The 25,236-nt window shown below is 68.6% G+C and carries 31 protein-coding genes; 18 read left to right on the top strand and 13 right to left on the bottom strand.

All coding sequences use genetic code 11. The annotated features are described in order from the left end of the window. The first annotated feature begins 3 nt into the window (after positions 1–3). The 7 genes from H149_RS0108995 to H149_RS0108965 are packed head-to-tail and all read left to right on the top strand — an operon-like array spanning position 4 to position 7,490. A complete protein-coding gene (locus H149_RS0108995; RefSeq protein ID WP_020649417.1) occupies positions 4–414 on the top strand; it encodes a TIGR03750 family conjugal transfer protein in 411 nt (136 codons plus the stop codon). Then, positions 411–1,100 (top strand): PFL_4703 family integrating conjugative element protein, encoded by a 690-nt coding sequence (locus H149_RS0108990; protein WP_026353022.1) that lies wholly within the window; start codon positions 411–413, stop codon positions 1,098–1,100. Before H149_RS0108995 ends, H149_RS0108990 begins: the two co-directional genes overlap by 4 nt. Beyond that, positions 1,097–1,984 carry a TIGR03749 family integrating conjugative element protein gene (locus tag H149_RS0108985; RefSeq protein ID WP_020649415.1) on the top strand — a complete coding sequence of 296 codons (888 nt, stop codon included), beginning with the start codon at positions 1,097–1,099 and terminating at the stop codon, positions 1,982–1,984. Before H149_RS0108990 ends, H149_RS0108985 begins: the two co-directional genes overlap by 4 nt. Next, entirely contained in the window at positions 1,974–3,392 is a 1,419-nt protein-coding gene (locus H149_RS0108980; RefSeq protein ID WP_026353021.1) for a TIGR03752 family integrating conjugative element protein, read from the top strand. The genes H149_RS0108985 and H149_RS0108980 overlap by 11 nt, the downstream gene beginning before the upstream one ends. Continuing rightward, the gene (locus H149_RS0108975) at positions 3,373–3,804 is read left to right on the top strand and encodes a TIGR03751 family conjugal transfer lipoprotein (protein ID WP_020649413.1); all 432 of its coding nucleotides are present in this window, start codon (positions 3,373–3,375) and stop codon (positions 3,802–3,804) included. The genes H149_RS0108980 and H149_RS0108975 overlap by 20 nt, the downstream gene beginning before the upstream one ends. After that, positions 3,804–6,683 (top strand): conjugative transfer ATPase, encoded by a 2,880-nt coding sequence (locus H149_RS0108970; protein WP_020649412.1) that lies wholly within the window; start codon positions 3,804–3,806, stop codon positions 6,681–6,683. Before H149_RS0108975 ends, H149_RS0108970 begins: the two co-directional genes overlap by 1 nt. 12 nt (positions 6,684–6,695) lie before the next feature. Further along, on the top strand, positions 6,696–7,490 hold the full coding sequence (locus tag H149_RS0108965) for a DsbA family protein (RefSeq protein ID WP_026353020.1): 795 nt from the start codon (positions 6,696–6,698) through the stop codon (positions 7,488–7,490). On the opposite strand, the gene H149_RS0108960 is transcribed toward H149_RS0108965, so the two are convergent. The 6 genes from H149_RS0108960 to H149_RS0108935 form a co-directional block, all read right to left on the bottom strand. Next, complete coding sequence (locus H149_RS0108960) at positions 7,466–8,263, bottom strand: hypothetical protein (protein WP_020649410.1); 798 nt, start codon at positions 8,261–8,263, stop codon at positions 7,466–7,468. The two genes, H149_RS0108965 and H149_RS0108960, sit on opposite strands and share 25 nt — an antisense overlap. After that, on the bottom strand, positions 8,260–8,682 hold the full coding sequence (locus H149_RS0108955; RefSeq protein ID WP_020649409.1) for a nuclear transport factor 2 family protein: 423 nt from the start codon (positions 8,680–8,682) through the stop codon (positions 8,260–8,262). Before H149_RS0108955 ends, H149_RS0108960 begins: the two co-directional genes overlap by 4 nt. A 31-nt stretch (positions 8,683–8,713) precedes the next feature. Next, positions 8,714–9,307 (bottom strand): biotin transporter BioY, encoded by a 594-nt coding sequence (locus H149_RS20360; RefSeq protein ID WP_051101827.1) that lies wholly within the window; start codon positions 9,305–9,307, stop codon positions 8,714–8,716. A 64-nt stretch (positions 9,308–9,371) separates the two neighbouring features. Continuing rightward, on the bottom strand, positions 9,372–9,830 hold the full coding sequence (locus H149_RS0108945; RefSeq protein WP_025513286.1) for a PaaI family thioesterase: 459 nt from the start codon (positions 9,828–9,830) through the stop codon (positions 9,372–9,374). After that, positions 9,827–10,339 (bottom strand): MaoC family dehydratase, encoded by a 513-nt coding sequence (locus tag H149_RS20355; RefSeq protein WP_020649406.1) that lies wholly within the window; start codon positions 10,337–10,339, stop codon positions 9,827–9,829. Before H149_RS20355 ends, H149_RS0108945 begins: the two co-directional genes overlap by 4 nt. Positions 10,340–10,354: 15 nt before the next feature. Next, the gene (locus tag H149_RS0108935) at positions 10,355–11,134 is read right to left on the bottom strand and encodes an enoyl-CoA hydratase/isomerase family protein (RefSeq protein WP_026353019.1); all 780 of its coding nucleotides are present in this window, start codon (positions 11,132–11,134) and stop codon (positions 10,355–10,357) included. Between the two features lie 231 nt (positions 11,135–11,365). Between H149_RS0108935 and H149_RS0108930 the strand changes: the two genes are divergently transcribed. Genes H149_RS0108930 through H149_RS20350 form a run of 6 tightly spaced genes read left to right on the top strand, consistent with a single transcriptional unit; the run spans position 11,366 to position 15,246 of the window. Then, the gene (locus H149_RS0108930; protein WP_020649404.1) at positions 11,366–11,959 is read left to right on the top strand and encodes a LysE family translocator; all 594 of its coding nucleotides are present in this window, start codon (positions 11,366–11,368) and stop codon (positions 11,957–11,959) included. A gap of 4 nt (positions 11,960–11,963) precedes the next feature. Then, a complete protein-coding gene (locus H149_RS0108925) occupies positions 11,964–12,356 on the top strand; it encodes a nuclear transport factor 2 family protein (RefSeq protein ID WP_026353018.1) in 393 nt (130 codons plus the stop codon). After that, the gene (locus H149_RS0108920; RefSeq protein ID WP_020649402.1) at positions 12,353–12,754 is read left to right on the top strand and encodes a cupin domain-containing protein; all 402 of its coding nucleotides are present in this window, start codon (positions 12,353–12,355) and stop codon (positions 12,752–12,754) included. Before H149_RS0108925 ends, H149_RS0108920 begins: the two co-directional genes overlap by 4 nt. Then, entirely contained in the window at positions 12,751–13,050 is a 300-nt protein-coding gene (locus tag H149_RS0108915; RefSeq protein WP_020649401.1) for a DUF1330 domain-containing protein, read from the top strand. The genes H149_RS0108920 and H149_RS0108915 overlap by 4 nt, the downstream gene beginning before the upstream one ends. Next, positions 13,043–14,005, top strand: a complete 963-nt coding sequence (locus H149_RS0108910) for an alpha/beta hydrolase family protein (protein WP_026353017.1) — start codon at positions 13,043–13,045, stop codon at positions 14,003–14,005. Before H149_RS0108915 ends, H149_RS0108910 begins: the two co-directional genes overlap by 8 nt. Further along, positions 14,002–15,246, top strand: a complete 1,245-nt coding sequence (locus H149_RS20350; protein ID WP_169518324.1) for an MFS transporter — start codon at positions 14,002–14,004, stop codon at positions 15,244–15,246. The genes H149_RS0108910 and H149_RS20350 overlap by 4 nt, the downstream gene beginning before the upstream one ends. A gap of 196 nt (positions 15,247–15,442) precedes the next feature. Here H149_RS20350 and H149_RS0108895 read toward each other — a convergent pair whose 3' ends face one another. The 6 genes from H149_RS0108895 to H149_RS0108870 all read right to left on the bottom strand — a co-directional run bounded on the left by H149_RS0108895 (position 15,443) and on the right by H149_RS0108870 (position 19,993). After that, positions 15,443–16,012 (bottom strand): peroxiredoxin, encoded by a 570-nt coding sequence (locus H149_RS0108895; protein WP_020649397.1) that lies wholly within the window; start codon positions 16,010–16,012, stop codon positions 15,443–15,445. A 4-nt stretch (positions 16,013–16,016) separates the two neighbouring features. After that, positions 16,017–16,520, bottom strand: coding sequence for a GNAT family N-acetyltransferase (locus H149_RS0108890; protein ID WP_026353016.1), 504 nt, complete (start codon positions 16,518–16,520; stop codon positions 16,017–16,019). A gap of 66 nt (positions 16,521–16,586) precedes the next feature. Next, the gene (locus H149_RS0108885; RefSeq protein WP_020649395.1) at positions 16,587–17,117 is read right to left on the bottom strand and encodes a 2'-5' RNA ligase family protein; all 531 of its coding nucleotides are present in this window, start codon (positions 17,115–17,117) and stop codon (positions 16,587–16,589) included. Beyond that, a complete protein-coding gene (locus H149_RS20345) occupies positions 17,114–18,037 on the bottom strand; it encodes a LysR substrate-binding domain-containing protein (protein ID WP_020649394.1) in 924 nt (307 codons plus the stop codon). The genes H149_RS0108885 and H149_RS20345 overlap by 4 nt, the downstream gene beginning before the upstream one ends. Before the next feature lie 30 nt (positions 18,038–18,067). Continuing rightward, the gene (locus tag H149_RS20340; RefSeq protein WP_020649393.1) at positions 18,068–18,934 is read right to left on the bottom strand and encodes a DMT family transporter; all 867 of its coding nucleotides are present in this window, start codon (positions 18,932–18,934) and stop codon (positions 18,068–18,070) included. Between the two features lie 42 nt (positions 18,935–18,976). After that, positions 18,977–19,993: a LysR substrate-binding domain-containing protein gene (locus H149_RS0108870; protein WP_026353015.1), complete on the bottom strand. Its 1,017-nt coding sequence runs from the start codon at positions 19,991–19,993 to the stop codon at positions 18,977–18,979. Between the two features lie 181 nt (positions 19,994–20,174). Here H149_RS0108870 and H149_RS0108865 point away from each other — a divergent pair, with 181 nt between their 5' ends. Further along, positions 20,175–21,152: a branched-chain amino acid transaminase gene (locus tag H149_RS0108865; protein ID WP_020649391.1), complete on the top strand. Its 978-nt coding sequence runs from the start codon at positions 20,175–20,177 to the stop codon at positions 21,150–21,152. 65 nt (positions 21,153–21,217) lie between these two features. Here H149_RS0108865 and ptsJ read toward each other — a convergent pair whose 3' ends face one another. Further along, positions 21,218–22,519, bottom strand: a complete 1,302-nt coding sequence (gene ptsJ, locus H149_RS0108860) for a MocR-like B6 salvage transcription factor PtsJ (RefSeq protein WP_020649390.1) — start codon at positions 22,517–22,519, stop codon at positions 21,218–21,220. A 70-nt stretch (positions 22,520–22,589) separates the two neighbouring features. Between ptsJ and H149_RS0108855 the strand changes: the two genes are divergently transcribed. Genes H149_RS0108855 through H149_RS0108840 form a run of 4 tightly spaced genes read left to right on the top strand, consistent with a single transcriptional unit; the run spans position 22,590 to position 25,217 of the window. Next, positions 22,590–23,393: a YggS family pyridoxal phosphate-dependent enzyme gene (locus tag H149_RS0108855; protein ID WP_020649389.1), complete on the top strand. Its 804-nt coding sequence runs from the start codon at positions 22,590–22,592 to the stop codon at positions 23,391–23,393. Next, positions 23,390–24,106, top strand: coding sequence for a glutamine amidotransferase (locus tag H149_RS0108850; RefSeq protein ID WP_020649388.1), 717 nt, complete (start codon positions 23,390–23,392; stop codon positions 24,104–24,106). Before H149_RS0108855 ends, H149_RS0108850 begins: the two co-directional genes overlap by 4 nt. Next, a complete protein-coding gene (locus H149_RS0108845; RefSeq protein WP_020649387.1) occupies positions 24,103–24,945 on the top strand; it encodes a PfkB family carbohydrate kinase in 843 nt (280 codons plus the stop codon). The genes H149_RS0108850 and H149_RS0108845 overlap by 4 nt, the downstream gene beginning before the upstream one ends. Continuing rightward, the gene (locus H149_RS0108840; protein ID WP_020649386.1) at positions 24,942–25,217 is read left to right on the top strand and encodes a hypothetical protein; all 276 of its coding nucleotides are present in this window, start codon (positions 24,942–24,944) and stop codon (positions 25,215–25,217) included. The genes H149_RS0108845 and H149_RS0108840 overlap by 4 nt, the downstream gene beginning before the upstream one ends. Positions 25,218–25,236 lie beyond the last annotated feature (19 nt).

Below are 25,236 nucleotides of genomic sequence, written 5' to 3'. Positions count from 1 at the left end.
GCGATGGCTGCCTTGAACGATATCGCGCGCGACGGGTTGGTGACCTTCCTGCCGCACAGGCTGAACCGGCAGCCCGTGGTGGTGAGGGGCCTGACCGCCGACGAACTCTGGATCTGCGCCGGTCTGTCCGCGGTGGCGGGGTTCATCGCCGGCGTGCCGCTGGCCTGGGCCACGCACAGCGTCGCCATGGTGCCGACCCTGATCGTGGCCGGCGTGGCGGCTGGCGTGTTCGGTGGTGGCGGCTTCCTGCGCCGGCAGAAGCGCGGCCGCCCGGACATCTGGCTGTACCGGCAACTGCAGTGGCGCCTGGCGCTGCGCCATCCGCTGGCAGCGTCCTGGCTCGGTGGGCACCGTCTCATCACGCGGTCTGGGTACTGGACCACCCGGCGCTCACGCGGAGCAGCCGCCTCATGAGCCGTTTCAGGAATGAAGTCCATCACCTGCAGGCCCATGTGCGCACGCTGCGCCTGGGCGCCGGTGCGTTGTTCGTGGTGGCGCTGCTGCTCGGTTTCGGCTGGTGGAGTGCGCCGAAGCAACTGACGATCCACGTGCCCCCCGATCTGCGCTCGGGCAGCACCCGCGCCTGGTGGGATGTGCCGCCCGAGAATGTCTATGCGTTCGCCTTCTACGTCTGGCAGCAGGTCCAGCGCTGGCCGACGGATGGTGAGCAGGACTACCCGCGCAACCTCCACGCGCTGGCGGCCTATTTCACACCGGCCTGCCAGGCCTTCCTGCGCCAGGACTACGAGCACCGGCGCAGCAGTGGCGAATTGCGCCAGCGGGTGCGTGGCATCTACGAGATTCCGGGGCGCGGCTTTGGCGACAACCCCACGATGCGGGTAAAGACGGTTTCCAGCCGCGACTGGATCGTCACGCTCGATGTCAGCGCGGACGAGTACTACGGCGCCGAGCAGGTCAAGCGGGCCCTGGTGCGCTATCCGCTGAAAGTGGTGCGTCTGGACGTCGATCCTCAGCACAACCCCTTCGGCCTTGCGCTGGACTGCTATGACGGCGCGCCGCAGCGCATCGAGGCACCGTCGCCGGCAGTGCCTCCGTCCGGCACGCCCGGCGGCGGCCTTTCGCAGGGAGGCAACCCATGAAACGCAACGTCCTCACCATCGTGGCGAGCCTGGCCCTCGGCTTCGGCCTGGTGCCGGACAGCCATGCCATCGAGATCCTGCGCTGGCAGCGGCTACCGCTGGCCGTCCCGCTGGTCGTCGGCCAGGAGCGCGTGGTCTTCATCGACCGCAACGTGCGTGTCGGCCTGCCCCCGAGCCTGGGCGAGCGGCTGCGCGTGCAGAGCGCGGGTGGAGCCATCTACCTGCGCGCCAGCGAGGCCATCGCGCCGACGCGGCTGCAACTGCAGGACGTGGAATCCGGCGCCATCGTGCTGGTCGATATCGCAGCCACGGACGCCCGGGAAGGCGAGCAGCCGCTGGAGCCTGTACGCATCGTCCTGCAGGACGCCGCTGCGGAGGCCGGCGGTGACACTGCCGCCGGTCCAACCCAAGCAGTGCGACCCGCGAGGAGTCGGCAAACGCCGATAACCGTTGTCCTGACGCGCTACGCGGCGCAGAACCTTTACGCACCGCTGCGCACCGTCGAGCCCGTGGCCGGCATCGGGCGCGTGCCGCTGCGGCGCCCGCTCGCGCTGGACACACTGCTGCCAACGCTGCCGCTGAAGGCGCGGGCGCTGGCGGCCTGGCGACTCGAAGACCAGTGGGTCACCGCCGTGCGCCTGATCAACACCTCACCTCACCGTATCGATCTCGATCCAAGGGTGCTGCAAGGCGACTTCGTGGCCGCGACCTTCCAGCATCCCGACCTGGGGCCGGCGGGCGCTTCGACCGACACCACGGTGGTCTATCTGGTCACGCGCGGCCGTGGCCTGGCCGAGTCCCTGATGCCGGTGCTCAGCCCCATCGATGCCGGCACGAACTTGCCGCCGGCCGCCGCTGCGGGGAGGACGTCCGATGAGGAGTAATCCCCTGTTGAAGTGGCTGCTGATTCCGATGGCATTGTTGCTGGTGTTCGTCGGTGCCAGGTTGTTCTCAGGCAGTGACGCTGCACCTGGCAAGCAGGATGTCCCGGGGCAGCTCACTCCCGAAGAAATGAAGGCGCTCGGCATCGCGGGCGACACCCCGCGCGATACCGTCGCCACCCTGGTCGCGCAGGTCAAGCAGCTCCGCACCGAGCTGCAGACCGCGCTGAGCGACAACCGCCAGCACAAGGCGGAGAACGAGCGCCTGCGTACCCGCGAGGGTGCGATCGACCAGCGCATCCAGAACGCCCTCGACAGCGAACGCCGCCGCCTGGAACAGGAGCGAACCCAGGCCGCCAGCGACCGGCAGCAGACGCAAGGGCTGATGCAGGACTTGCAGCGCCGCCTGGACGGGTTGTCCGGCAAGGGCGATGTCGCCGACCTGCCGATCGGCCTTGGACTGGACGGGCATGACGGCGGACCGCTCAAGGATGGCGGCATGCGCTGGATCGAACCGGCTGACGCCCGGCCCGATCCGAAGGGCGGTTCGAGCAGCCTGCGCTTGCCCGCCTTTCCCTCCAGCTTCGGCCCGGCCTCGCCGGAGCTGTCGGCTGCGGCGGAGGCCGTCAGCGACAGGACTGCGCAAGCCGTTGGCGGCACCGCCCAGGCGGTCTATACGGTGCCCGCCAATGCCACGCTGATGGGCTCGGTCGCCATGACCGCGCTGATCGGTCGCATTCCCATCGACGGCACCGTCAACGACCCGTTTCCCTTCAAGGTGCTGATCGGGGCCGACAACCTGGCGGCCAACGGCATCGAGATTCCCGACGTGGCCGGTGCGGTGGTCAGCGGCACGGCCTCGGGCGACTGGACGCTCTCGTGCGTGCGTGGGCAGGTCCGCTCCATCACCTTCGTGTTCGGCGACGGCACCATCCGCACGGTGCCGGAAGACGACGGCAAGCGCAGTCGAAGCCAGAACAGCACCAGTCTGCTGGATGGCCTGGGCTGGATCAGCGATCCCTACGGCATCCCATGCGTCTCGGGCGACCGCCGCAGCAATGCCCAGCAGTACCTGGGATCGCAGGCGTTGATCACCGCGGCCGGCGCAGGCGCCGCCTCGCTCATCAAGTCCGACAACGGCAGCGTGGCCGTGGTCGCCAACAACAACGGTTCGCTGGGCACGGTCGGCATTTCGGGCAACGAGGCCATGGGCCGCATCCTGGCCGGTGGCGTGCGCGACATGGCCGACTGGGTCAACAAGCTCTACGGCCAGGCCTTCGCTGCGGTCTACGTGCAGCCCGGCGCCAGGGTGGCCGTGCACCTGGAGCAGCCGATCGCCATCGACCACGACGCCAAGGGGCGCCGGGTGAATCACCTCATGGGAGAAGCACATGCGTCGGACCTGGATTGACCGTCCCCTTGTCCTGCTCGCCGCCGCCGTTCTCGCAGGTTGTGCCACCAGCTCGGAAAAGCTGCTGCCCCGGGGCGAGCACACCATGCTGGACATCTGGCAGCACGAGACTGGCGGCTACAGCGGCGGCCAGGCCGGCCGCCTGCTGCTCGACGCACGCCAGGAGCTACGGCGCCCGCTGGCCGACGCTGACACCCTCGCGGCGCCCGCCCGGAACGCGGCCTACACCCGCACGGCAGCGAACGAGATCCAGCGACAGTTCCATCGACTGCCGAACCCCGATCTGGTGATGTACGTCTTTCCGCACCTGGCCGGCACCGACCCAGTACCGGTGCCCGGCTACAGCACCGTCTTCCCGCTCTACCAGCGCGTGCAGTACGCGATGCCCGGCGAGCGGTTGGAGGACTACTGATGGGCTGGCGACTGCCGTGGCCGCGTCGTCCGGCCCCCAGGCCAGTCCAGGCCGACATCGAGCCGGACGCCTGGACGCGGCATGTCGACCGCCTCGCTGCGCACGGCATCGACGCACCTGGCGCCGCCCTTGGGTCGAATCATCGGCGACCCGCGACGCGGGCCGACCACGCGGCGCTCTACGACGTGGCGCCGTCCTTCGCCGACCTGCTGCCCTGGGTCGAGTACCTGCCGGCCACGAAGAGCATGCTGCTCGAAGATGGCCAATCGGTGGCGGCGTTCTTCGAGTTGCAGCCGATCGGTACCGAAGGGCGCGAGACCGCCTGGCTTTGGCAGGCCCGTGATGCCTTGGAGAATGCGCTGCAGGACTCCTTCGACGAACTGGACGAGAACCCGTGGGTGGTGCAGCTCTACGCGCAGGACGAAGCCGATTGGGACCACTACCTGCGCACGCTGGGGGCGTACCTGCATCCACGCGCGCAGGGCAGCGCGTTCAGCGAGTTCTATCTGCGCTACTTCGGGCACCACCTGCGCGCGATCGCGAAGCCGGGCGGCCTGTTCGAGGACACCACGGTCACACGCCTGCCGTGGCGAGGCCAGACCCGGCGCGTGCGCATGGTGGTTTATCGGCGCACCCCGGACGCCGCATCGGCCCGGCGGGGGCAATCGCCCGAGCAGGCCCTGGCGACGATTTGCGACCGCCTGGTCGGCGGCCTGGCGAATGCCGGCGTCAAGGCCCGGCGCCTTGGCGCGGCGGACATTCACGACTGGCTGCTGCGTTGGTTCAACCCGAATCCCGGCGCGCTGGGCAGCACGGCCGAAGACCGGGAACGGTTCTACGCGCTCGCCCGCTACCCGGAGGAACGGGAAGAAGGTGAGATCGAACTGGCCAGCGGCGACTTCGCACAACGCCTGTTCTTCGGTCAGCCGCGCTCGGATGTCGCCCGCGGCCTGTGGTTCTTCGACGGCATGCCGCACCGGGCTATCGTCATGGACCGCCTGCGCTCGCCGCCCGCGACCGGACACGTGACCGGCGAGACGCGCAAGGGGGGCGATGCGGTGAACGCGCTGTTCGACCAGATGCCCGAGGACACGGTGATGTGCCTGACCCTGGTCGCCACGCCGCAGGATGTGCTGGAGGCGCACCTCAACCACCTGGCCCGCAAGGCGGTTGGCGAGACGCTCGCCAGCGAACAGGCGCGCCAGGACGTGCAGCAGGCCCGCGGCCTCATCGGCAGCGCGCACAAGCTGTACCGGGGCACGCTGGCGTTCTACCTGCGCGGCCGCGACATGGCGCAGCTCGACGCCCGCAGCCTGCAACTGGTCAATGTCATGCTCAATGCGGGCCTGCAGCCGGTGCGCGAAGAGGACGAGGTGGCTCCGCTCAACACCTACCTGCGCTGGCTGCCCTGCCTGTTCGACCCGGCGGCGGACAAGCGGCAGTGGTACACGCAACTGATGTTCGCGCAGCACGCGGCCAATCTGGCGCCGGTGTGGGGGCGCAGTCAAGGCACCGGCCATCCGGGCATCACCTTCTTCAACCGGGGCGGCGGGACGATCACCTTCGATCCACTGAACCGGCTCGACCGGCAGATGAACGCCCACCTGTTCCTCTTCGGCCCGACCGGCTCCGGCAAGAGCGCCACGCTGAACAACATCCTCAACCAGATCACGGCGATCTACCGGCCCAGGTTGTTCATCGTCGAGGCCGGCAACAGCTTTGGCCTGTTCGGTGACTTCGCCGCTCGACTGGGCCTGAGCGTGCATCGCGTGAAGCTGGCACCCGGCGCGGGCGTGAGCCTGGCGCCATTCGCCGATGCCTGGCGCCTGGTCGATACACCGGGCCAGGTGCAGACGCTGGACGCCGACGCCCTGGACGAGGACGGCGACGCCCATCCGGCCGACGACGGGGATGACCAGCGGGACGTGCTCGGCGAACTCGAAATCACCGCCCGGCTGATGATCACCGGCGGCGAGGACAAGGAGGAAGCGCGCATGACGCGCGCCGACCGCAGCCTGATTCGCCAGTGCATCCTGGACGCCGCCCAGCGCTGCGTGGCACAGGCGCGCACGGTGCTGACCCGCGACTTGCGCGACGCGCTGCGCGAACGCGCCCGCGACGCCAACCTGCCGGATGCCCGGCGCGCGCGGCTGCTGGAGATGGCCGATGCGATGGACATGCTCTGCCAGGGCGCAGACGGCGAGATGTTCGACCGTCCGGGCACGCCCTGGCCCGAGGCGGACATCACCATCGTGGACCTGGCCACCTTCGCGCGCGAGGGCTACAACGCGCAGCTCTCCATCGCCTACATCTCACTGATCAACACGGTGAACAACATCGCCGAGCGCGACCAGTTCCTGGGTCGGCCGATCATCAACGTCACCGACGAAGGCCACATCATCACCAGGAACCCGCTGCTCGCGCCCTACGTGGTCAAGATCACCAAGATGTGGCGCAAGCTCGGTGCGTGGTATTGGCTGGCGACGCAGAACATCGACGACCTGCCCAAGGCCGCCGAGCCCATGCTCAACATGATCGAGTGGTGGATCTGCCTGTCGATGCCGCCCGACGAGGTGGAGAAGATCGCCCGGTTCCGCGAACTGTCGCCCGCGCAGAAGGCGCTGATGCTGTCCGCGCGCAAGGAGGCCGGCAAGTTCAGCGAGGGCGTCATCCTGTCCAAGTCGATGGAAGTGCTGTTCCGCGCCGTGCCGCCCAGCCTCTATCTGGCCCTTGCGCAGACCGAACCGGAAGAGAAGGCCGAGCGCTACCAGCTCATGCGCCAGCACGGCATCGGCGAACTGGATGCCGCCTTCAAGGTGGCCGAGAAGATCGACCAGGCGCGTGGCATCGCATCGCCGCCGCTGTTCCTGCCGAAATGACCGGAGCGCGTCATGTCCTCGAAGCGAACCACCTTGCCGGGCCGGGCCCAGGCCATTCGCAAGCGCGCCGGGCGCCTGCCACGGCTGCCCTGGGTGGTCGCTGGCATCCTTGTAGTCGGCCTGCTGGGCTGGCTCCTGTACCGCACGCCCGGTGCGCCGGCACCGCGCACGGGGCCCGAGGTCGCGCAGGCACATCCGGCCGGCCCACCCTGGCGCCGCGGCCCAGCCGATGCGCGCTTCACGCTGACGCTGTACGCCGACCTGGAGTGTCCGTTCTGCAAGGCCTACTACCCGACCCTGATGGCCTGGATCGATGCCCATCCCGAGACCAGCCTGCGGTGGCATCACCTGCCGCTGGCGATGCACGATCCCGAGGCGAGTCGGCTGGCCCGCGTGGCCGAGTGCGCAGGCGAGGCGCAAGGCCACGAGGCGTTCTTCGATGCCATCGCATGGCTCTACCAAAACACCCGGGGCGATGGCCAGGGGCTGCCCACCGATCAGGCCTGGCCAGGTCTGACGACCGCCATGCGGGCCTGCCTGGACAGCAATCGCCCCGCAGCCATCGTTCGCGCGCAGGCCGACGAGGCCCTGCGCAGCGGCATCACCGCCACGCCCTCCGTGCGGCTTGACGACGGCCTGACCGGGAAAACGCTGCTGCTGCACGGCCTGGTCGAGGGCGATGCGCTGCTGTCGGCGCTCGATCTGGTCGCGTCGCCGGACAGGCCGGACGCTCGTTCATTGGGGGCCGCCGACGCCGCCGGCACGGCGGTCCATGGCCGCCGTCATGGCCTCGCCGAGGCCCAGTAGTCGCGGAGGGCGCGCACGCTGTCCGATGGCGAAGGCATGTAGCCGCTCAGGTTGACGAGCCCGACGTTCATGCCGCGTTCGTCGGTGGTGCCCCTGAGCATCAGCCGTTGGAAGCGACTGGTGTCCAGGCCATATCGATGCGGATCATCGACTTTCAGCGCCAGTAGGTGCAGGTGCGAGTTCCAGATTCGGAACTTCGCATGTTCGATGGCCCGTATCGCCTGCCAGGGAACGAAGACCCGCTGAGGGCCTTCGCGCGTGAGGCCGAGGGCATCGGCCACGAGGTCGGCGGGTGGATCGAGGCGACGCAAGCGCCGCACGAGTGTTCGCACGATCGCCCGTGTGAGCGCCACGGCCAGGATGACGCCGCCCAGCGCAAGGGGGAGCACGACAGGGTCCGTCTCGTGGATGTCCCTGACGAGGGGCGGCAGCGCGACGACCAGCAGAGGGAACACGATCCCCATGCCCATGACCAGCACTTCCCACCACGCGGCGCGCGCGATGGGAATGCGCAGCGTCGCCGGGAAGCGAGGCAAGGGCATGTGCCTGCGTCGCCAGCGCAGGCGGCGTCCATACTGTCGGGCCAGGACCATGAGCCCCATGACGAAGGTGACGAGGAAGACCGTGGCAGCCAGTCTGGCGGGGCCAGGGGCCGCGCGCAGGGATGACAGCAACGCAAGCACCAGTATCAGACCCGACACCAGGAGCACCGGCTCCACCACGAAGACATAGATCCCAATCCACCAACTGGTTCCTGCCCGCTGCTCGCTCATGGCCCTCCGTCCTGTTGCCGCTTCGATCCCGCTCCCATCCTGGTCATCCAGTCGCTGCGGTCGAAATACACCTCGTTGCGGCGAATCTTGCCCGCGTGGTCCAGTTGCACCAGGCATACGCCGACCACGGTCAACACCTCGCCGCCAACCGGGATGTCCGCGCGCCATTTGTTGAGGAAGCCATCCTGCATGGGGATGCCCTCGACCTGCGTCCAGACCCACGCTGGATTGCGCGCCAACAGGCGCTCGAAATAGCCCAGCAACGCGGGCTTTCCCCGCAGCCCTTGGGGTACGGCAGGGTCGAGATAGAAGGCATCCTCCGAATAGAAGGCAGCCAGCCGCTGGGGATCGTTGCCGGTCCAGGCGGGCAACCACGCCTGCGCAAAGCGCCGCGCCTGCTCCGCATCGAGGGCGTTCATCGTGATGTACCGGGCCGGGCCGGAACGCGCGTCATCGGTGCGCCGCCTTGCGGGTTCCGCTGTCGATGGCCTTGAGCAGCGCTGCACCAAGCACCGACTTGAGCACGCCGCCGAGGACGAAGGGGGCCACGCCCACGGCGATGGCTTTCTGCACGCCAACCATCGCGGCCAGCCAGGCGCCGCCGAGCAGCAGGCACAGGGCGTTGCCGATCAGCATCGCCGCGAAGGCCAGCGCGACGCGCCCGCCATGCCAGCCGCGTTCGACCAGCCAGCCGGTCAGCGCGCCGGCCACGGGAAAGGCCAGCAGGTAGCCGGCCGTCGGCCCCAGGAAGCGCGCCAGGCCTCCCGTGCCACCGGCGAACACCGGCAAGCCGAGCGCGCCCTGGGCCAGCCAGACGAGGATCGTCAGGCCACCCAGGCGCCAGCCGTACAGTGCGCCGACCAGCGTGACGGCCAGCGTCTGCATGGTCATCGGCACCGGCACCATCGGCACGCTGACGTGGGACGACGCGGTGAGCACGAGGGTGCCGAACAGCACCGCCAGCACCTTGGTCGCGTTGGACTGTCCGCGCAGCCAGCGGGTTGTGTCGAGGGTCCCGAGGGTTTGGGTCGAGGTTGGGGTCATGGGTTCTCCTTCATGAATGGCGGTACTGGCCGCCGAGCGCATCCTTGCGCGGACACCGGAAACGTCATCGATCCTGCTTGCCCTGCAGGCAGATCAGGGTCTGCTGGCCGAGCGCCACCTGGGCCCGTCCCTGCTCGGTGACGCCGAAGACTTCGAGCTGGCAGATGGTCAGGGTGCGTCCGGAGCGCACCACCGTGCCGACCGCTTCGAGGTAGTCGCCCTGCGCGGGGGCGAGCAGGTTGATCTTGAACTCGACGGTCAGCACGGAGCTGTCCGGGGGAAACAGCGTGAAGCCCGCGTAGCCGCCGGCCGAGTCGGCGATGGCGCTGGTGCCGCCGGCATGGAAGTAGCCATGCTGCTGGGTGAGGGTTTCGCGGAACGGCAACCGGATGCTGACCCGCCCGCGCGCAACCTCGTGCAGTTCTGCGCCCAGGTGGTGCATCAGGCCCTGGCGGGCGAAGCTGTCGCGGACGATTCGCTCGACCTCGGGATCGAGCGGCAAGGAGGGGGCGGCTTGGGTCACGGTGCGGAGGTTCCTTCTCGCTGTGGGGACGCCCCGGGGTGGCGGCGGCCGATGAGGTTCATGGCCTTGAAGCTCGCGACGACCTCGCCCTGCTGGTTGATCCCCTCGACCACGGTATGCACCATGCCGCGGTCGGGTTTGGAGCGCGATGGCGCCGCGTCGGCGATGGTCAGCCGCAGGTGCAGTTGGTCACCCGGGCGCACCGGCTTGAACCAGCGCACTTCATCGACGCCCGGCGAGGCCAGGCTTGCCACCGACGTCAGGTAGTGGTCGACGAACAGCCGCATCATCAGGCCGATGGTGTGCCAGCCACTGGCGATCAGGCCGTGGAACGGCCCGCGGGCCGCCGCCTCGGGATCGATGTGCATGGCCTGGGGATCGAATTGCCGCGCGAACGCGATGACTTCCGGCTCTTCGACCCCAATGGGGCCGTACTCGAACGATCGACCCTTTTCGTAGTCCTCGAAGTAGCGCTGATCCCTCGGTGTCTTGAAGTCGGACAGTGGCATGGCAAGGCTCCGGTGTCAGGAATGGGGGTTGAAGCGAGGCGGCCGCTTCTCCAGGAACGCCCGCATGCCTTCCTCGCGGTCGGGCAGCGAAAGGGTGTGGTGGAAGGCGGCCCGCTCGCGGCGCAGTCCTTCGTCCATGGGCAGGCTGGCGCTGGCACGCGCGGCCTGCTTGATCAGGACCAGCACCTCGCCCGACAGCGACGCCATGTCGGCGGCGAGCCGGCGGCCCTCTTCGAGCAGGTGATCGGCGGGCACGATGCGCGAGACCAGCCCGCTGCGTTCGGCCTCGCGGGCGTCCATGCGGCGCCCGGTCAGCAGCAGGTCCAGCGCCTTGGCCAAGCCGAGCAGGCGCGGCAGGCGCTGGGTGCCGCCCGCGCCGGGCATGGTGCCGACGCGAACCTCCGGGTGGCCGAACACGGCGTTCTCGGCCGCCAGCACGATGTCGCACATCTCGACCAACTCGCAGCCGCCGCCGAGCGCAAAGCCCTGCACCAGCGCCACCACGGGCTTGGGGAACGTGCCCAGCGGCGCGCAGCAACCGGCGAAGTCGGTGGCGCGCGCCTGCTCCGCGCTGATGCCGAGCATTTCCTTGAGATCGGCACCGGCCGCGAAGTGTTCGCCTTCGGCGCGCAGCAGGACCACCCGCACGGCGGCGTCGGCCGCCAGCCTGTCGAGGTGCGCGGCCATCGCATCGGTCAGTGAGCGGCACAGGGCGTTGCGGGCTGCCGGCCGGTCGATGACCAACTCGGCATAGCCGTCTGGGTAAGACGCGCATCGAATGAAATCGGAAGACATGGGTTCTCCTGCGAGGAACCGCCCGAAGTGCCGGGCCGTCATCGATTCGGCAGCGCCGGGCAGTACCTGCGAAGTCTGCTGCGCGATGACGCTTGCGGCCAAGCGCGAATATCTCAGGTGGGACTGAAAATTTCTCGCTGGAGCCGACGCCATGCCCGGCCCAGAATCAATTCGCGGACGGGCCTCGTCTTTCCCTCAACGCCCCGGTACTCCCCGTCCCAGCGAACTCCCATGGAACATACCGCCCTCGTGGCGCTGATCGTCTACGCCTTCGTCATGTCGATCACGCCCGGTCCCAACAACGTGATGCTGATGTCCTCGGGCCTGCTCTTCGGCCTGGGCCGAACCTGGCCGCACCTGCTGGGCATCCCCGCGGGCGTGATGGTGCAGCTCGGGATCACCGGCGCCGGCCTCGGTGCGGTGTTTGCCCTCGAACCTCGCCTGCAGGTCGCATTGAAGGTCGTGGGCAGCCTCTACCTGCTCTGGCTGGCCGCGCGCCTGTGGCGCGCGGCCGAACTGGAGGAGACCGAAGCCGGCCGGCCCATCGGCTTCATGCAGGCGTTGGCCTTCCAGTTCGTCAATCCGAAGGCCTGGCTGATCTCGGTGACGGTGGTGTCCACCTTCCTGCCGCCGGGCGAAGGCTACGCACTGCGCCTGCTGGTGGTCAGCCTGGTGTTCGCCGCCATCGGACTGCCCTGCATGCTGGTCTGGGCCGCCTTCGGCGCCGGCCTGCGGCCCTGGCTGCGCGACCGCGCCGTCGCTCGCGTGGTCAATCGTGCGATGGCGACCCTGGCCGCCCTGACCGTTCTTCTCTTCTGGATGTGATGCCATGACGACACTCTCTCATGATCAACTCCGGGCCCATGCGCTGGCCTGGATCGATGACTGGAACCGGCGCGACGTGCCGGCGGTGCTGGCGGCCTATGCCGACGACGCACTGTTCGTGAGCGCGCTGGCGCAGCCCTATACCGGTGGCACGCGGGTACAGGGCAAGGACGCGCTGCGCCGCTACTGGCTGGCCGCGCTCGCCGACAGGCCTGACCTGCGGTTCGAACTCATCTCGGCCATCTGCGATGTCGAGGCGCAGACCGTCGTCGTCCATTACGTGGCGCAGGCCTGCGGCAAGCGCACGCGCATGTGCGAGATCATGCGCTTCGAGAACGGGCGGCAGGTCCATGGCGAGGCTCTGCACGGCGTCCCCGCCGAGGAGGACACGCCATGACGGCACTGCTGCGCGCCGTCCGGACCGACGACGGCAACCGCTATGACTGGGGTGAGGTCTGCCTGGGCTGGCGACTGCTGGAGCTGCAACACATGCAGGTGCGGCAGGAATGGATGCCCGCAGGCGGCGCCGAAGCACCCCACTGGCACGCCAGGGCGCACCAGTTCTTCTACGTGCTCAGTGGCCACCTGCGCCTGAGCACGCCCGACCAGGACGTGCTGCTGGCAGCCCGTCAAGGCGTGCATGTCCCGGCCGGCACTCGCCACATCGCCGCCAATGGTGGCGACGAGGACGTGAATTTTCTGGTGTTCTCCAGCCCCAGCACGCAGGGCGACCGCATCGAATCGACCTCGGCCGCCGAACCGGATCGCCATCGCGACTCGGAGCCTGCATCATGACCGTTTTCGCCATTGCCCAACTCACCATCCACGACCGGACCGCCTACGACCGCTACCAGGCGCGCTTCATGGAGGTGTTCCGCCACCACCGGGGACGTCTGCTGGCCGCGGACGAGCAGCCTCGCACCATCGAAGGCACCTGGCCGCACCAGAAGCTCGTGCTCATGTCCTTTCCCGACGAAGCCGCCTTCCACGACTGGGCGGAATCGGCCGAGTACCAACGCATTGCCCAGGATCGCAAGGCCGGCGCACAGGCCGTGGTGCTGCTGGTCCAGGGTCTTGCTGTGAATGGCTGAGCCCATCGATATTCGCGCCGCCGACGGCTATGCCCTGGGTGGATTCGCCTGGCGCCGTTCCTGTGATCCACGACGCCCGCATCCGGTGGCGGTCATCAACGCGGCCACCTCGGTGCGCTGCCGGTACTACGCGCGCTTTGCCGACTGGCTCCACAGCCACGGATGGGACGTGGTGACCTACGACTACCGCGGCATCGGCGAATCGCGACACCGTGGGCTGCGTCGGCTGCAGGCCGACTGGATCGACTGGGGGCAGCACGATTTCGAGGGTGTGCTGCAGTACCTCGCCTGGCGATTCCCCGGCCAGCCGATCGACGTGGTCGGCCACTCCGCCGGGGGCTTCGTGATCGGGCTGGCCGCGTCCGCACACCGCGTGCGGCGCATCTTCACCATGGGGGCGCAGTACGCCTACTGGCGCGACTATGCGCCCGCCGTGCGTCGCGCCATGTTCCTGCGCTGGCACGTGGCCATGCCGCTGCTGGCGCGGGTGCTTGGCTACGTGCCAGCCAAGCGCCTGGGATGGATGGAGGACACGCCCAAGGGCGTGGCACTGGACTGGGCACGCATGGGTCCCCGCTTCGAGGGCACGGTGCGCCGAGGTCGGGAGACACTGGAAGGCGAGCCCGAAGCCGAAATGCTGGCACGGCGCTTCGGCCAGGTGCGCGCACCGATCCTGGCACTGGGCATCGAGGACGATCCGTTCGGCACGGTCCCGGCGCTGGACCGCCTGCTGGATTACTACACCGGCAGCGAGCGTCATCACCTGCGCTTGGCTCCCGCGGCCATCGAGCAGGCCGAAATCGGCCATTTCGCCTTCTTCCACGAGCGCTTCCGCGAGGCGCTGTGGCCCCTGGCGCTGGACTGGTTGCGTACCGGCGAGCCACCAACCCGCCCCCTCGGCGTACTGAAGCATCGACCTGCGGACGATCCGCAAGCAGCGGGAGCCACGACATGAACACGAACCTCGCCCCCTCGACAGCATCGGCAAACGAGCGCCGATCGCTCTGGATTCCGATCCTGGCCGGCGGACTGATCATGGGTTTGGCCCTCGGTGTGCGGCACGTGCAAGGCTTGTTTCTGCTGCCGGTGACGATGGATCGCGGTTGGTCGCGCGAAATGTTCGGTTTCGCGATGGCGGTGCAGAACCTGACCTGGGGTCTCGCCCAACCCTTCACCGGGATGATTGCCGACCGCTACGGTTCGGCCAAGGTCATCGCGGGCGGGCTCGTGTTCTATGCGCTGGGGCTTTTCTTCATGGTTCAGGCGCACAGCCACGTGGCCTTTGTTCTGGGCGCTGGCGTGTGCGTCGGCATCGCGCTGTCGGGCACGGCATTCGGTGCGATCTACGGCGCGCTCAGCCGCCTCGTGCAGGCTGAGCGCCGCAGTTGGGCACTGGGGCTGGCCGGCGCCATCGGTGGCCTCGGGCAGTTCGCCATGGTCCCGGTTGCGCAGGCCTTGATCGGCGGTTGGGCCTGGACGGGTGCGCTGCTGATTCTGTCAGTGGTCATGGCGTTGCTGCTGCCGCTGGCGTTCCCGATGCGCGACGCAAGCATCTCGAACGCGGTGGTCGGCACGGAGCTGTCGATGAAGGCGGCGATCGGTGAAGCCTTCCGCCACCGCGGCTTCTGGCTGCTGAACCTGGGCTTCCTGGCCTGTGGCTTCCAACTCGCCTTCATCGCCACGCACCTCCCAGCCTACCTGCTGGACCGGGGCCTGGCCGCCACCGATGCCGTCGCCGCGCTGGCGATCATTGCGCTGACCAATGTGGCCGGCACCTACCTGCTGGGGCTTTGGGGTGGCACGCTGCGCAGGAAGTACCTGCTTGCAGGCCTGTACCTGGCGCGCACGGTGGCGATGGCCCTGTTCGTCCTGCTGCCGCTCAGCACATGGGGCGTTTACCTGTTCGCTGCAGTGATGGGGTTCCTCTGGCTCGGGACGGTTCCGCTGACCAATGGCCTGGTGTCTCAGATCTTCGGCGTGCGCTACATCACCACATTGTTCGGTTTCGTCTTCTTCGGCCACCAGTTGGGATCATTCTTCGGTGTCTGGCTTGGTGGCCGCATGTTCGAGGCTACTGGGTCGTACCTGAGCATCTGGCTGCTGGCGATTGCGCTGGGCCTGCTGGCGACGGTTCTGCACTGGCCGATCGACGACAGGACCATCGTTCGCGCCGATCCACGGTTGGCGACTTCATGAGGCAAGGCCGCGAATGGTTGAAACGTTGGGCACCGCTGGCTGTGCTGCTGGCTGCGGGCGTGCTGGTGTTCCGCGCCTGGCTGTCGATGGAACTGCTGTGGGTGTGGTTGGAGCAGTGGTCCTTCTGCGGGTGAGCGGGACCTGACGAGAACTTCGCACGACCATGAGCGCTGATCGTGTCGCTGACTGGCCAAGGTCAAGTGGCTGGCCGTTGCCTCAACCATGCGACGACATCGTCGGCATTCCGGTCCGGCGGGAACACAGGATAGAACACATGCTCGATCACGCCATCGCGCGCAATCAGGGTCAGTCGCTTGAGCAGTGCCAGGCCTTGCACCTCGAAGACCGGCAGACCGAGCGCGGTTGCGAATGAAAGGCGGTTGTCGGACAGCAACGGGAAAGGCAGGTGGAGGCGCGCCACCGCCTCGCATTGGTACGCGGTGTCCTGCGTCGACACGCCGAACAATTGGGCGACGCCCAAGGACTTCAGTTCGGCGAAATGATCCCTGAAGGCACAGGATTGCGGGGTGCAGCCCCGTGCTCCTGGAATCTCGTCCCAGCCTGGAGGCAGTGCGATATCCGGCCGGCCCGTCATCGGGAAGAGATAAAGCACCGTGCGTCCGCGCAGGCGCGAAGGGTCGACACGGCCACCATCCGTCGATGCCAGTTCAAGCGTGGGCAGGCGCATGCCCGCGAGGTGGCGGGCGCCGCCATCATCCTCCGGCTGCGGAAGACGCGACCAATCGACCTGCTGCAGGTTGTTCATGGCTTCACCACCGCTCGCTACCGGCCAGCCAAAGCACGTAGCTCTTCCAGCCGGCGGGTTCGGCGAAGCGCGCGTAGGCCCGGATGGCATCGGGGTTGTCCTCGGGGACCAGCCAGCGCAGATGGATCCAGGCGCGTGATCGACCGGTATCGGCGATGGCCGCGATGAGCCGCTGAGCGAGTCGTTTTCCGCGCGCGGCGGGCAGGACGTACAGGTCGTCGAGCTGGCCCGACCGCCCTCCGGAGATCGCCTCGGGCAGATCGAAGAACACTGCGAAGGCGACGAGTTCGTCGCCGAGAAAGCCACCCAGCACTTCCACGATCGGATCGGCGATCAAGGCATTGGCACGGGCCAGTGCATTCGCCCCGGCGCCTTGCCCGTGGCGCATTTCGTCGCCATAGGCGGCCAGCAGGGAGGCAAGTGCAACGGCGTCATGGGCAACGAGCCGTCGAAGCGTCACACCGTCATCCGGCAGGGTGTGCTGATCGCGCGAGTGTGTGGCTTTCATGGCGGCGTGTGCCGGCCCCCGTTGCTGGGGTTTCGGGTCGGTTCGATCATGATTCATCCACATCGGCTAGCCCGCCGCCAAGTCAAAAGCCCCGAGTTCTCTCACTTTTCCGTCATCGACGGTGGCAACGGTCAGCGTATCGATGAGTCCCCCGACTTCCATGCCGTGAGCGTTCAGGTCATCACACAAGCGCTTGGCAAGCCTGCGGTCGCTACAGGCGCCAATGGTGATTTGCGGGATGAATGGAACGTCAAGACGCAGGTGTTCTGCCAGCACGCCCCTGTACAGATGGTCATGAAGCCGCGACAGATCGCTATAGCCTTCGTCCGGAACCAGGAACACGCAGGCACTGTCAGACCGGTGATCGGCGCCGAGCATCGCATATCGACAGGTGAAGCGAATTCGATGGGCCAGATCGCTCGCGGCCTCGACATGCGACATGTACACGTCCTGGCTCACGTCGGTACAACCAAACGCCATCGTGAAGTGTGCGTCGACGACGGCAAACTGCGGATCGTATTCATGGCGAAAGGCCTCGATCCAATGGCCGTCATGCTCCGAGAGCACGGGGTAAGCAAGCGTGTAAAGCACTCTCATGGTGCGGCTGGGCCCCTGTCGCCTGAGTCCCGGCCACCGTTCTCCGGCGGACAGTGTTCGCGCAGCCAGGCGCGCAAGGCGTCGAGGCGCCGGTCCTCGCCCAGGGCGGGTGGATACACGAGGTGGAAGTCCCCACCGGCCGGAACCTCATGGTCGAACAAGGGCTCCAGCAAGCCTGCCCGCACCGAGCGCTCGGCGAGTTGCGCCACCACCAGGCACAGCCCCGTTCCTTCGCTGGCCGCCTGCAGCGCGAGGCCGCAGGAATCGACCTGGGTCATCAGGGCGGGGTGTTGCGGACCGGCCGGCAGCGTCTGCAGCCATTGCTCCCAGTGCAGGCCATAGCGGGAAACGAACAGGTGCGCCTGCGCCAGTTGCGCCAATCGTCCCTCGGGGGTGGCGGCCAGCGAGCCGGCCCTGGCATAGACGCCCAGGGTGCCGGCAAACAACATCTCCGAAAGCAGCCCGGGCCACGGCGGCTCGCCGAACCACAGGCCCACGTCGGCGGTGCCCGCCGCAAGATCGGCATGGCCTTGGACGGTGGTGATGTCGAGCGCGGATTCGGCGGTCCCGAACGGATAGGCGGCCAGCCGCGGCGCCAGCCAGTTGATGGCGATCGCCGGCAGCGTATGCAGCCGCAGCGGACCGTCCAGCCGTTCGTCCCGCAGCGCCTGGACCGAGGCGGCGATGTGGCAGAAGCCCGCGTTCAGCGTCGGGGCCAGGCGGCGGCCGGCGTCGGTCAGCTCCACGGTGGCACCGACACGCCGCAGCAACTCGACGCCCAGCAGGTCTTCCAGCGTGCGCAACTGGTGGCTGACCGCCGAGGGCGTGACCGCCAGTTCCAGGGCCGCGTCCTTGATCGACAGATGGCGGGCGGCGGCTTCGAAGGCGCGCAGGGCATTCAGTGGCACGGGGATGCGCATGGCCCCCTCATCTTCCGCAAGGCGTCGGCGTCATCGTTCTGTCCCGCCGCATCCGGCGACGGCGGCGGACCGCCGCGCCGGGGCCGGGGCCCGCTGGGGGCGCCGCAGGTACCAGGCCAGCGCGGCAATGATCAGCGCGCCCCCGGCCAGGGCACCACTCCCGGGCGCCTCGCCGAAGGCCAGCCACACCCAGAGCGGTCCCAGCACCACGTCCAGCAGGCTGATCAGTCCCGCTTCTCCCGCCGGAATGCGCCGGCCTCCTTCGAGGAACAGCAGGAAGGCCAGGGCCATGGCGACGCTGCCCAGCAGCGCCAGGCTCGACAGCGCCTTCGGGTCCGGAATCTGCCGCGACATGAAGGGCAGCGCCGCCACGGCGCAGAGCAGGCACCCCAACGTGTTGATCTTCACGACGTCCAGCCCGGGATGGCTTTTGACGACGATCAGGAGTCCACCGAACGCAGACGTCATCAGCAGGGCAAGCACGCTGCCGAGGAGATGGCCACTGCCGGTCGGGCCCCCCACGACGATCGCCACGCCCGCCAGGCAGCATGCGCCGGCGGCGAGGACGCGCGGGGAAAGCGGCTCGCCCAGGACCAACCGCGCCAGGCCGGCAGCGACCAGAGGCAGGCAGGCGTAGATCAGCAGGACGTTGGCCACCGTGGTCAGTGTCAGCGCGGCGATGTACGCCACCGTCGCCGTCGATACGAGGAGGGTGGCCCCCCATCCAGCGGCACCGAACGTGCCGGCTCGTTCGCCGCGTCCGCGCAAGGCCAAGACCGCGGCCAGCGCCAGGCCCGCGAACAGGGAACGCCAGCCGACGATGGTCCATGCGTCCAGGTCCGTCAGCCGAACGAACAGCCCGGCCGAACTCCAGCAGACCGCCGCGAGCACAACCATGACGAAACCGATCCATCGACGAGACACCCCACATCCTCCCTGTCAGGACATTGAAGCCAGCGGGCTTGCGCAGGCAGCAGCGGATCGAGGCTTCGCCGCCGGCGACGTGGTGCTTTGCGCGGGCCCGTCCTTGGCTCTGCCCGTGTCGTCCGTCGTCCGTTCTTGCCCTCCGTGCCGGGCTTGCCCATCGACCTGCTCGCGCAGCCAGCCGCGCAGGTTGTCCAACCGTCGGTCCTCGCACAGCGCCTCGGGATAGACGAGCCAGAAGCCGACGCCCGCGCTCACGGGGTGGTCGAAGACGGAGGCCAGGCGTCCGAGCCGGACGGCGCTCTCGGCCAGTTCGCAGACGGCGATCGACACGCCGGCCCCATCGGCGGCCGCCTGCATCGTCAAGCCGCCCGAATCCACGCGGGTCACGACAGCCGGCTCGAACGGCCCGCCGGGCAGGCTGTCCATCCAGCGCTGCCAGGTGAGGCAATGCCGCGACACGAACAGGTTGGCGCGCGCGACCTGCTTGAGGCGTTCCCGGCGCGAGCCGGTGGCAAAGCCCGGGCGCGCGTACAGGTCGATGGTGGCCTCGAACAACAGGTCGGCCTGCAGGCCGGCCCACTGGCCGTCGCCATACCAGATGCCGGCATCGGCCACGCCGGCGGCCAGATCCACGTCGTCCTGCGTGGTGGAGATGTCCAGCGAGAAGCCGCGCCGCTCGAACGGATACAGGCTCAGGCGGGGTGACAGCCAGTTGGTCGCGAAGGTCGGCAGCATGTTCACGCGCAGCGGCCCGTCGCGCCGCTCCTCGCGCAAGCTGCCCACGCCCTCGGCGATCAGGGCGAAGCCCTCGTTGAGGCCGGGTGCCAGGCGGCGGCCGGCGCTGGTCAGTTCCAGCCGCGTGCCAATGCGGCGCAGCAACTCGACGCCGAGCATGTCCTCCAGCGTGCGCAACTGGTGGCTGACCGCCGAGGGCGTGACCGCCAGTTCCAGGGCCGCGTCCTTGATCGAGAGATGGCGTGCCGCGGCCTCGAAGGCGCGCAAGGCGTTCAACGGGACAGGGATGCGCATGGGGGATTCACCCTCCTGGAAGTCATTGGTCGTTCATGGACTCATTAAACCGGAAATCGTCGTCTCCACGCTCGCCGGCGCGTGGACCAAAACTCAACATCGTCTGAGATTTGCTCACTCGTGCCGACGGCGAACCGGCCGCACACTGACGCCATCGACAACCTGTACAGCGGTGCGCACCATGCTCAATTCCCTTGATGATCGCGATGGCCTGATCTGGCTCGATGGCGAACTGCTGCCCTGGCGCGAGGCGCGCCTGCACGTGCTCACGCATGCGCTGCACATGGGCGGGGCCGTCTTCGAGGGGATGCGCGCCTATGGCGGCCATGTCTTCCTCAATGCGCCGCACTTGGAACGCTTCCAGCAGTCCGCCGCGCTGCTGGACTACCACCTGCCGTGGTCGCAAGGCGAACTGACACAGGCCATCGAGGCGGTGCTGTGGGCCAACCAACTCGACGACGCCTACATCCGCCCGGTGGCCTGGCGCGGCGCGGAGAGTGTTTCCATCGCTTCGCCGCGCGCCCGCATCCACGTGGCGATCGCGGCCTGGGACTGGCCCACGGCGGCGTCCCAGGGTCGCGCCGAGGAAGGCATCCGGCTGCAGCTGGCGAGCTGGCGGCGTCCCCGCCCCGACACCGCGCCCACCGCGGCCAAGTGTTCGGGGCTGTACATGATCGGTACTCTCGCGCGCCATGCCGCCGCAGCGGCGGGCTGCGACGACGCACTGCTGCTCGACAGCGAAGGCCGGGTCGCCGAGACCACGGCAACCAACCTGTTGATGGTCCATGACGGAGTGCTGGTGACCCCATTGCCGACCTGCTTCCTCGACGGCATCACCAAGCGGCACGTGATGGGACTGGCGCGCCAGCGCGGGCTGCGGGTCGAGGAGCGGACCGTGACGCTGGACGAACTGCGCACCGCCTCCGAGGTATTCACCGCCGGCACCTCGGTCGAACTGCAGCCGGTGGTGGCGCTGGTCGAGGATGCGGCGACCACCGAATGGCCCGTGGGGCCGGTGACGCGACAACTGATCCGGGACTTTCGCGCGTCCGTGACCGAGGCGAGCCAGGTCGGCCGGACCCTGCGGGAACGGGAGACCGGCTTGTTGGAACGGCGCCCGTGGCCCGCTCGCGTCGCCTCCGCCTTGCAGGCGCCGTAGCGCGCCATGGACCGGTACGCAGACGGACCCGCGAGAGGACAGGCACGATGCCATGCAGACTGGCTTCATACACGCCCCAGACAGTCGCGCAGTTGCGCGGCAAAGCGCGCCGCGTCCCCGGGTTCGAGCGTCGAGACCGTGACTCGCAGCGCGGGGGCCGCGGGCGCGATCGCGAAGGCATCGCCGGTTCGCACGGCCCAGCCGCAGCGTGCGAGGCTTTGCGCGGTGCGGTGAACGTCACGGTCTTCCGGCAACGGAATCCACACATTGAACCCGTCGCAGGGCTGCCTGGCGGCGATGCCCACGGCGCCGAGTGCATCGATCAGGGCCTTGCGACGCATGGCGTAGGCGGTCTTGGCCGCATGCAGGCGCGCCCTGGACGCATCCGATCCGAGCAGGCCGCGCACGGCCGCCTGCAGCACGTGACTGACCCAGGTCGTGCCGGGAGCCAGGCGCATGCCGAGCCTTGTCGCGGTGCCCGCATCGGTGGCGACGAAGGCGAGTCGAAGGTCCGGCCCGAAACCCTTGGATACCGAGCGCACCAGGGCCCGGCGCACCGTGGTCGCCGGGGTGATGGAGAAGTACGGCGTTTCGGCGAGCAACGCGAAGTGGTCGTCCTCGATGACCAGCACGTGCGGATGGCGCGCGAGCACCTGGCGCAGCTCACGGGCGCGCGTCTCGCTCAAGCCGCAGCCGGTCGGGTTCTGCGCGCGGGGCGTACACAGAACCGCCTGGGCACCGTCGGCCAGCGCCGCTTCCAGGGCTTGCGGACACATGCCGTGCGCATCCATGGCCACGGGCACCGCTGCCAGGCCCGTGCTGTGCAGGATGTTGAGGCTGCCGAGGAAGCACGGGTCCTCCACCGCCACCTTGTCGCCGGCGACGAGGTAGGCAGCCAACAGACGCTCGATCGCATCGACCGCGCCATGCGCCAGCACCAGACCGTCACCCTCCCGGAGATCCGCTCCGAACCACTGCCGCGCCAGCCGTTCGAGTGCCGGGTCGAGTACAGGCTGGCCATACAGCGCGGGCCGATAGCCGCTGGCTGCCAGCGCCAACAATGGATCGGGCAGCCAGGCCGGGTCCGGATTGCCGCTGGCCAGATCCGCCAGCGCCGAGCCGGGCTGCAGGCCCTCCTGCTCGCCGAGACGCGCCGCAGGCCGGATCACCGTCCCGTTGCGCCCCAGCGTCTCTGCAATGCCTGCGGCCACCAGCTTCCGGTACGCGGCGGCGACCGTGTTGCGGTTGACGCCCAGTTGATCGGCCATCTCGCGCACGGACGGCAGGGTCTGGCCCGCGGCAAGCTGGCCCGCATGTGCCTCGCGGCGAATGCGCTCGAAGATGTCCGATGCGGTCTTTTCGGTCATTCCCGTTTGTCCCGTGACAATGTATATTTTGTCCTATGACAATGTTAGCAGCACGGAGAACCCCTTGTCCATGAACGCGCAGACGCATCCCTGGCCCACCGCACACAGCGTCGAGGACTTTCGGCGCAATCTGGCGGCGGTGCATCGGCGCATCGCCGATGCCTGCTCCCGCGCGGGACGCGATCCGTCCGATGTGCGCCTGCTGCCGGTCAGCAAGACCGTGCCGGAGGAGCGCATCCGTCTGGCCTACGCCGCCGGCTGCCGCGACCTGGGTGAGAACAAGGTGCAGGAGGCGCAGCGCAAGGCCGAAGCGATGGTGGATCTCGCCGACCTGCGCTGGTCGGTCATCGGCCACCTGCAGACCAACAAGGCCAAGGTCGTGGCACGCTTCGCCAGCGAGTTCCAGGCTCTGGACAGCCTGCGTGTGGCGGAGGCGCTGGACCGTCGCCTGCAAGCCGAAGGGCGCGCACTGGATGTGTTCGTGCAGGTCAACACCTCGGGCGAGGCCAGCAAGTTCGGCTTGCCGCCTTCCGAGGTGGCCGGCTTCGTCCGGGCGCTGCCGGGCTTCTCCACCCTGCGCGTGCGAGGCCTGATGACACTGGCGCTGCTGTCGGCCGATCCGGCGCGGGTCCGTCCCTGCTTCGTGCTGTTGCGCGAACTGCGTGATCGGCTGCGCCAGGAGGCGCCGGCGGGCATCGGCATGGACGAACTGTCGATGGGGATGTCCGGCGACTTCGAGCTGGCCATTGAGGAAGGCGCCACCGTCGTGCGCGTCGGCCAGGCCCTCTTCGGCGCTCGCGCGACGCCGGACAGCCATTACTGGCCCGACGACGACCGGGCTGCGACATCGACCGCATCGGAGCAGACCGTATGAAGACCGCCCTGGCCCTGCGCCACATCCATTTCGAAGACCTCGGCACGCTCGAACCGCTGCTGCGCGAGCGTGGATTCGACGTGCGCTACCTCGACCCCGCGACGGACGACCTGGCCCGTGAGGAGGCCGCGGCAAGCGATCTTCTCATCGCACTGGGCGGGCCGATCGGCGCCTTCGACGAGCGGGCCTATCCCTTTCTTGCCGACGAACTGCGCCTGCTCGAGCGACGCCTGGCCAGTGGCCGGCCGCTGCTCGGCATCTGCCTGGGCGCGCAATTGATCGCACGCCTGCTCGGCGCCGCCGTCGCCCCCATGGGCTTCAAGGAGATCGGCTTCGGCGCGCTGACGCTGACGGATGCGGGCCGCCGCTCGGTGCTGGCACCGCTGGCCGGCGTGCCGGTGCTGCATTGGCACGGCGACCGCTTCGAGCTGCCGGAGGGCAGTGAACTGCTGGCGAGCACCGAAAGCTGCGCGCAGCAGGCCTACGCGGTCGGCGACCGGGTGCTGGGTCTGCAGTTCCACCTGGAAGCCGATGCCAGCCGAATCGAACGCTGGCTGGTCGGCCACTGCTGCGAGCTGGGCCAGGCCGGCGTCGATCCGCGCACGCTGCGCGCGGATGCCGAGCGGCATGGGGCAACGCTGAAGGCTGCGGCCCACCGCGCGATCGGCGCCTGGCTGGATCGGCAGCAGGACACGGGGGGACGTCCTGAATGACAGTGACCCAACCTGTGCCCATCGATGTCATCAGCATCCAGTCCCAGGTGGTCTACGGGCGGGTCGGCAACAACGCGGCGATTCCCGCGTTGGAAGCCTGCGGGCTGCTCACGGCCGCGGTGCCGACCGCGCTGCTCAGCAACACCCCGCACTATCCCTCGGTCCATGGCGGCGCGGTGCCCGACGCGTGGTTCGCTGGCTGGTTGGATGACCTGGAGGCGCGCGGCATCCCCGCGTGCGCTCGCGTTGTGCAGGTCGGCTTCCTCGGCGCGCCGTCGCAGGCACGGATCCTCGCATCCTGGTGGTCGACGATGCGCGAGCGCCACCCGCAACTGCGCCTGCACCTGGATCCGGTCATTGGCGACTACGACCAGGGCGTGTATGCGGCGGCCGGCATGGCCGAGGCCTGGCGCACGCTGCTGATTCCAGAAGCCCACGGCCTCGTCCCCAATCGGTTCGAGCTGGAACACATCATCGGCAGAACGCTGCAGGGTCTGGCGGAGTGCCGTGAGGCCGCCCGTGCGCTGTTGCGCGGCCCCACCCAATGGGTGGTGGTGACCAGTGTCCAGGATGATCCCGAAGGCGCCGTCGTCCAGACGCTGCTGGAGACGCGGGAGGGGGTATCGCGCCTCTTCGAGCATCCCCACGTGCCCTGCGTGGTGAAAGGGGCCGGCGACTACTTCGCCGCGCGCCTGACCGGCCATTGCCTGCTTGGCATAGAGATGCCTCAGGCCGTCGAGCGCGCCTGCGGCGATACCGCCGAGCAACTGACCCGCACCCGGCGCCTGGGCTGGGAGGAGATGGCGATACACGCGATGGCCGGGAGTGCCCGGCCATGAACGCCTACCGCCTCGTGATTTCCCGGCATGGCCGGCTGCTGGGTCAGTTCGACAGCGAAACGCCCTGGGCGGGCGACGCGATCCGCGACCTGCTACAGCGACTTCCCGAATGCGATGGCTATCGCACCGAACTGTTCGTCGCGCGCGAAGAGCGCCGCTTGCTCGAAAGCGGTCCTGGCGGCCTCAAGCTCCTCGGTCGCGAGCCCTTGTTCCAACCCTTGCCGATCACGGCGCTGCTGTCCGGCACGGCGCCCGAGGAGCCGCTCGCGTGAATCAAGCTCCCGGCCTCAC

Source organism: Solimonas variicoloris DSM 15731 (genome assembly GCF_000382285.1).
In the GTDB taxonomy this organism is placed as follows: Bacteria; Pseudomonadota; Gammaproteobacteria; order Nevskiales; family Nevskiaceae; genus Solimonas; species Solimonas variicoloris.
Note: the sequence above shows the minus strand (reverse complement) of the source record. Positions and strands in the feature narration are given on the sequence as shown.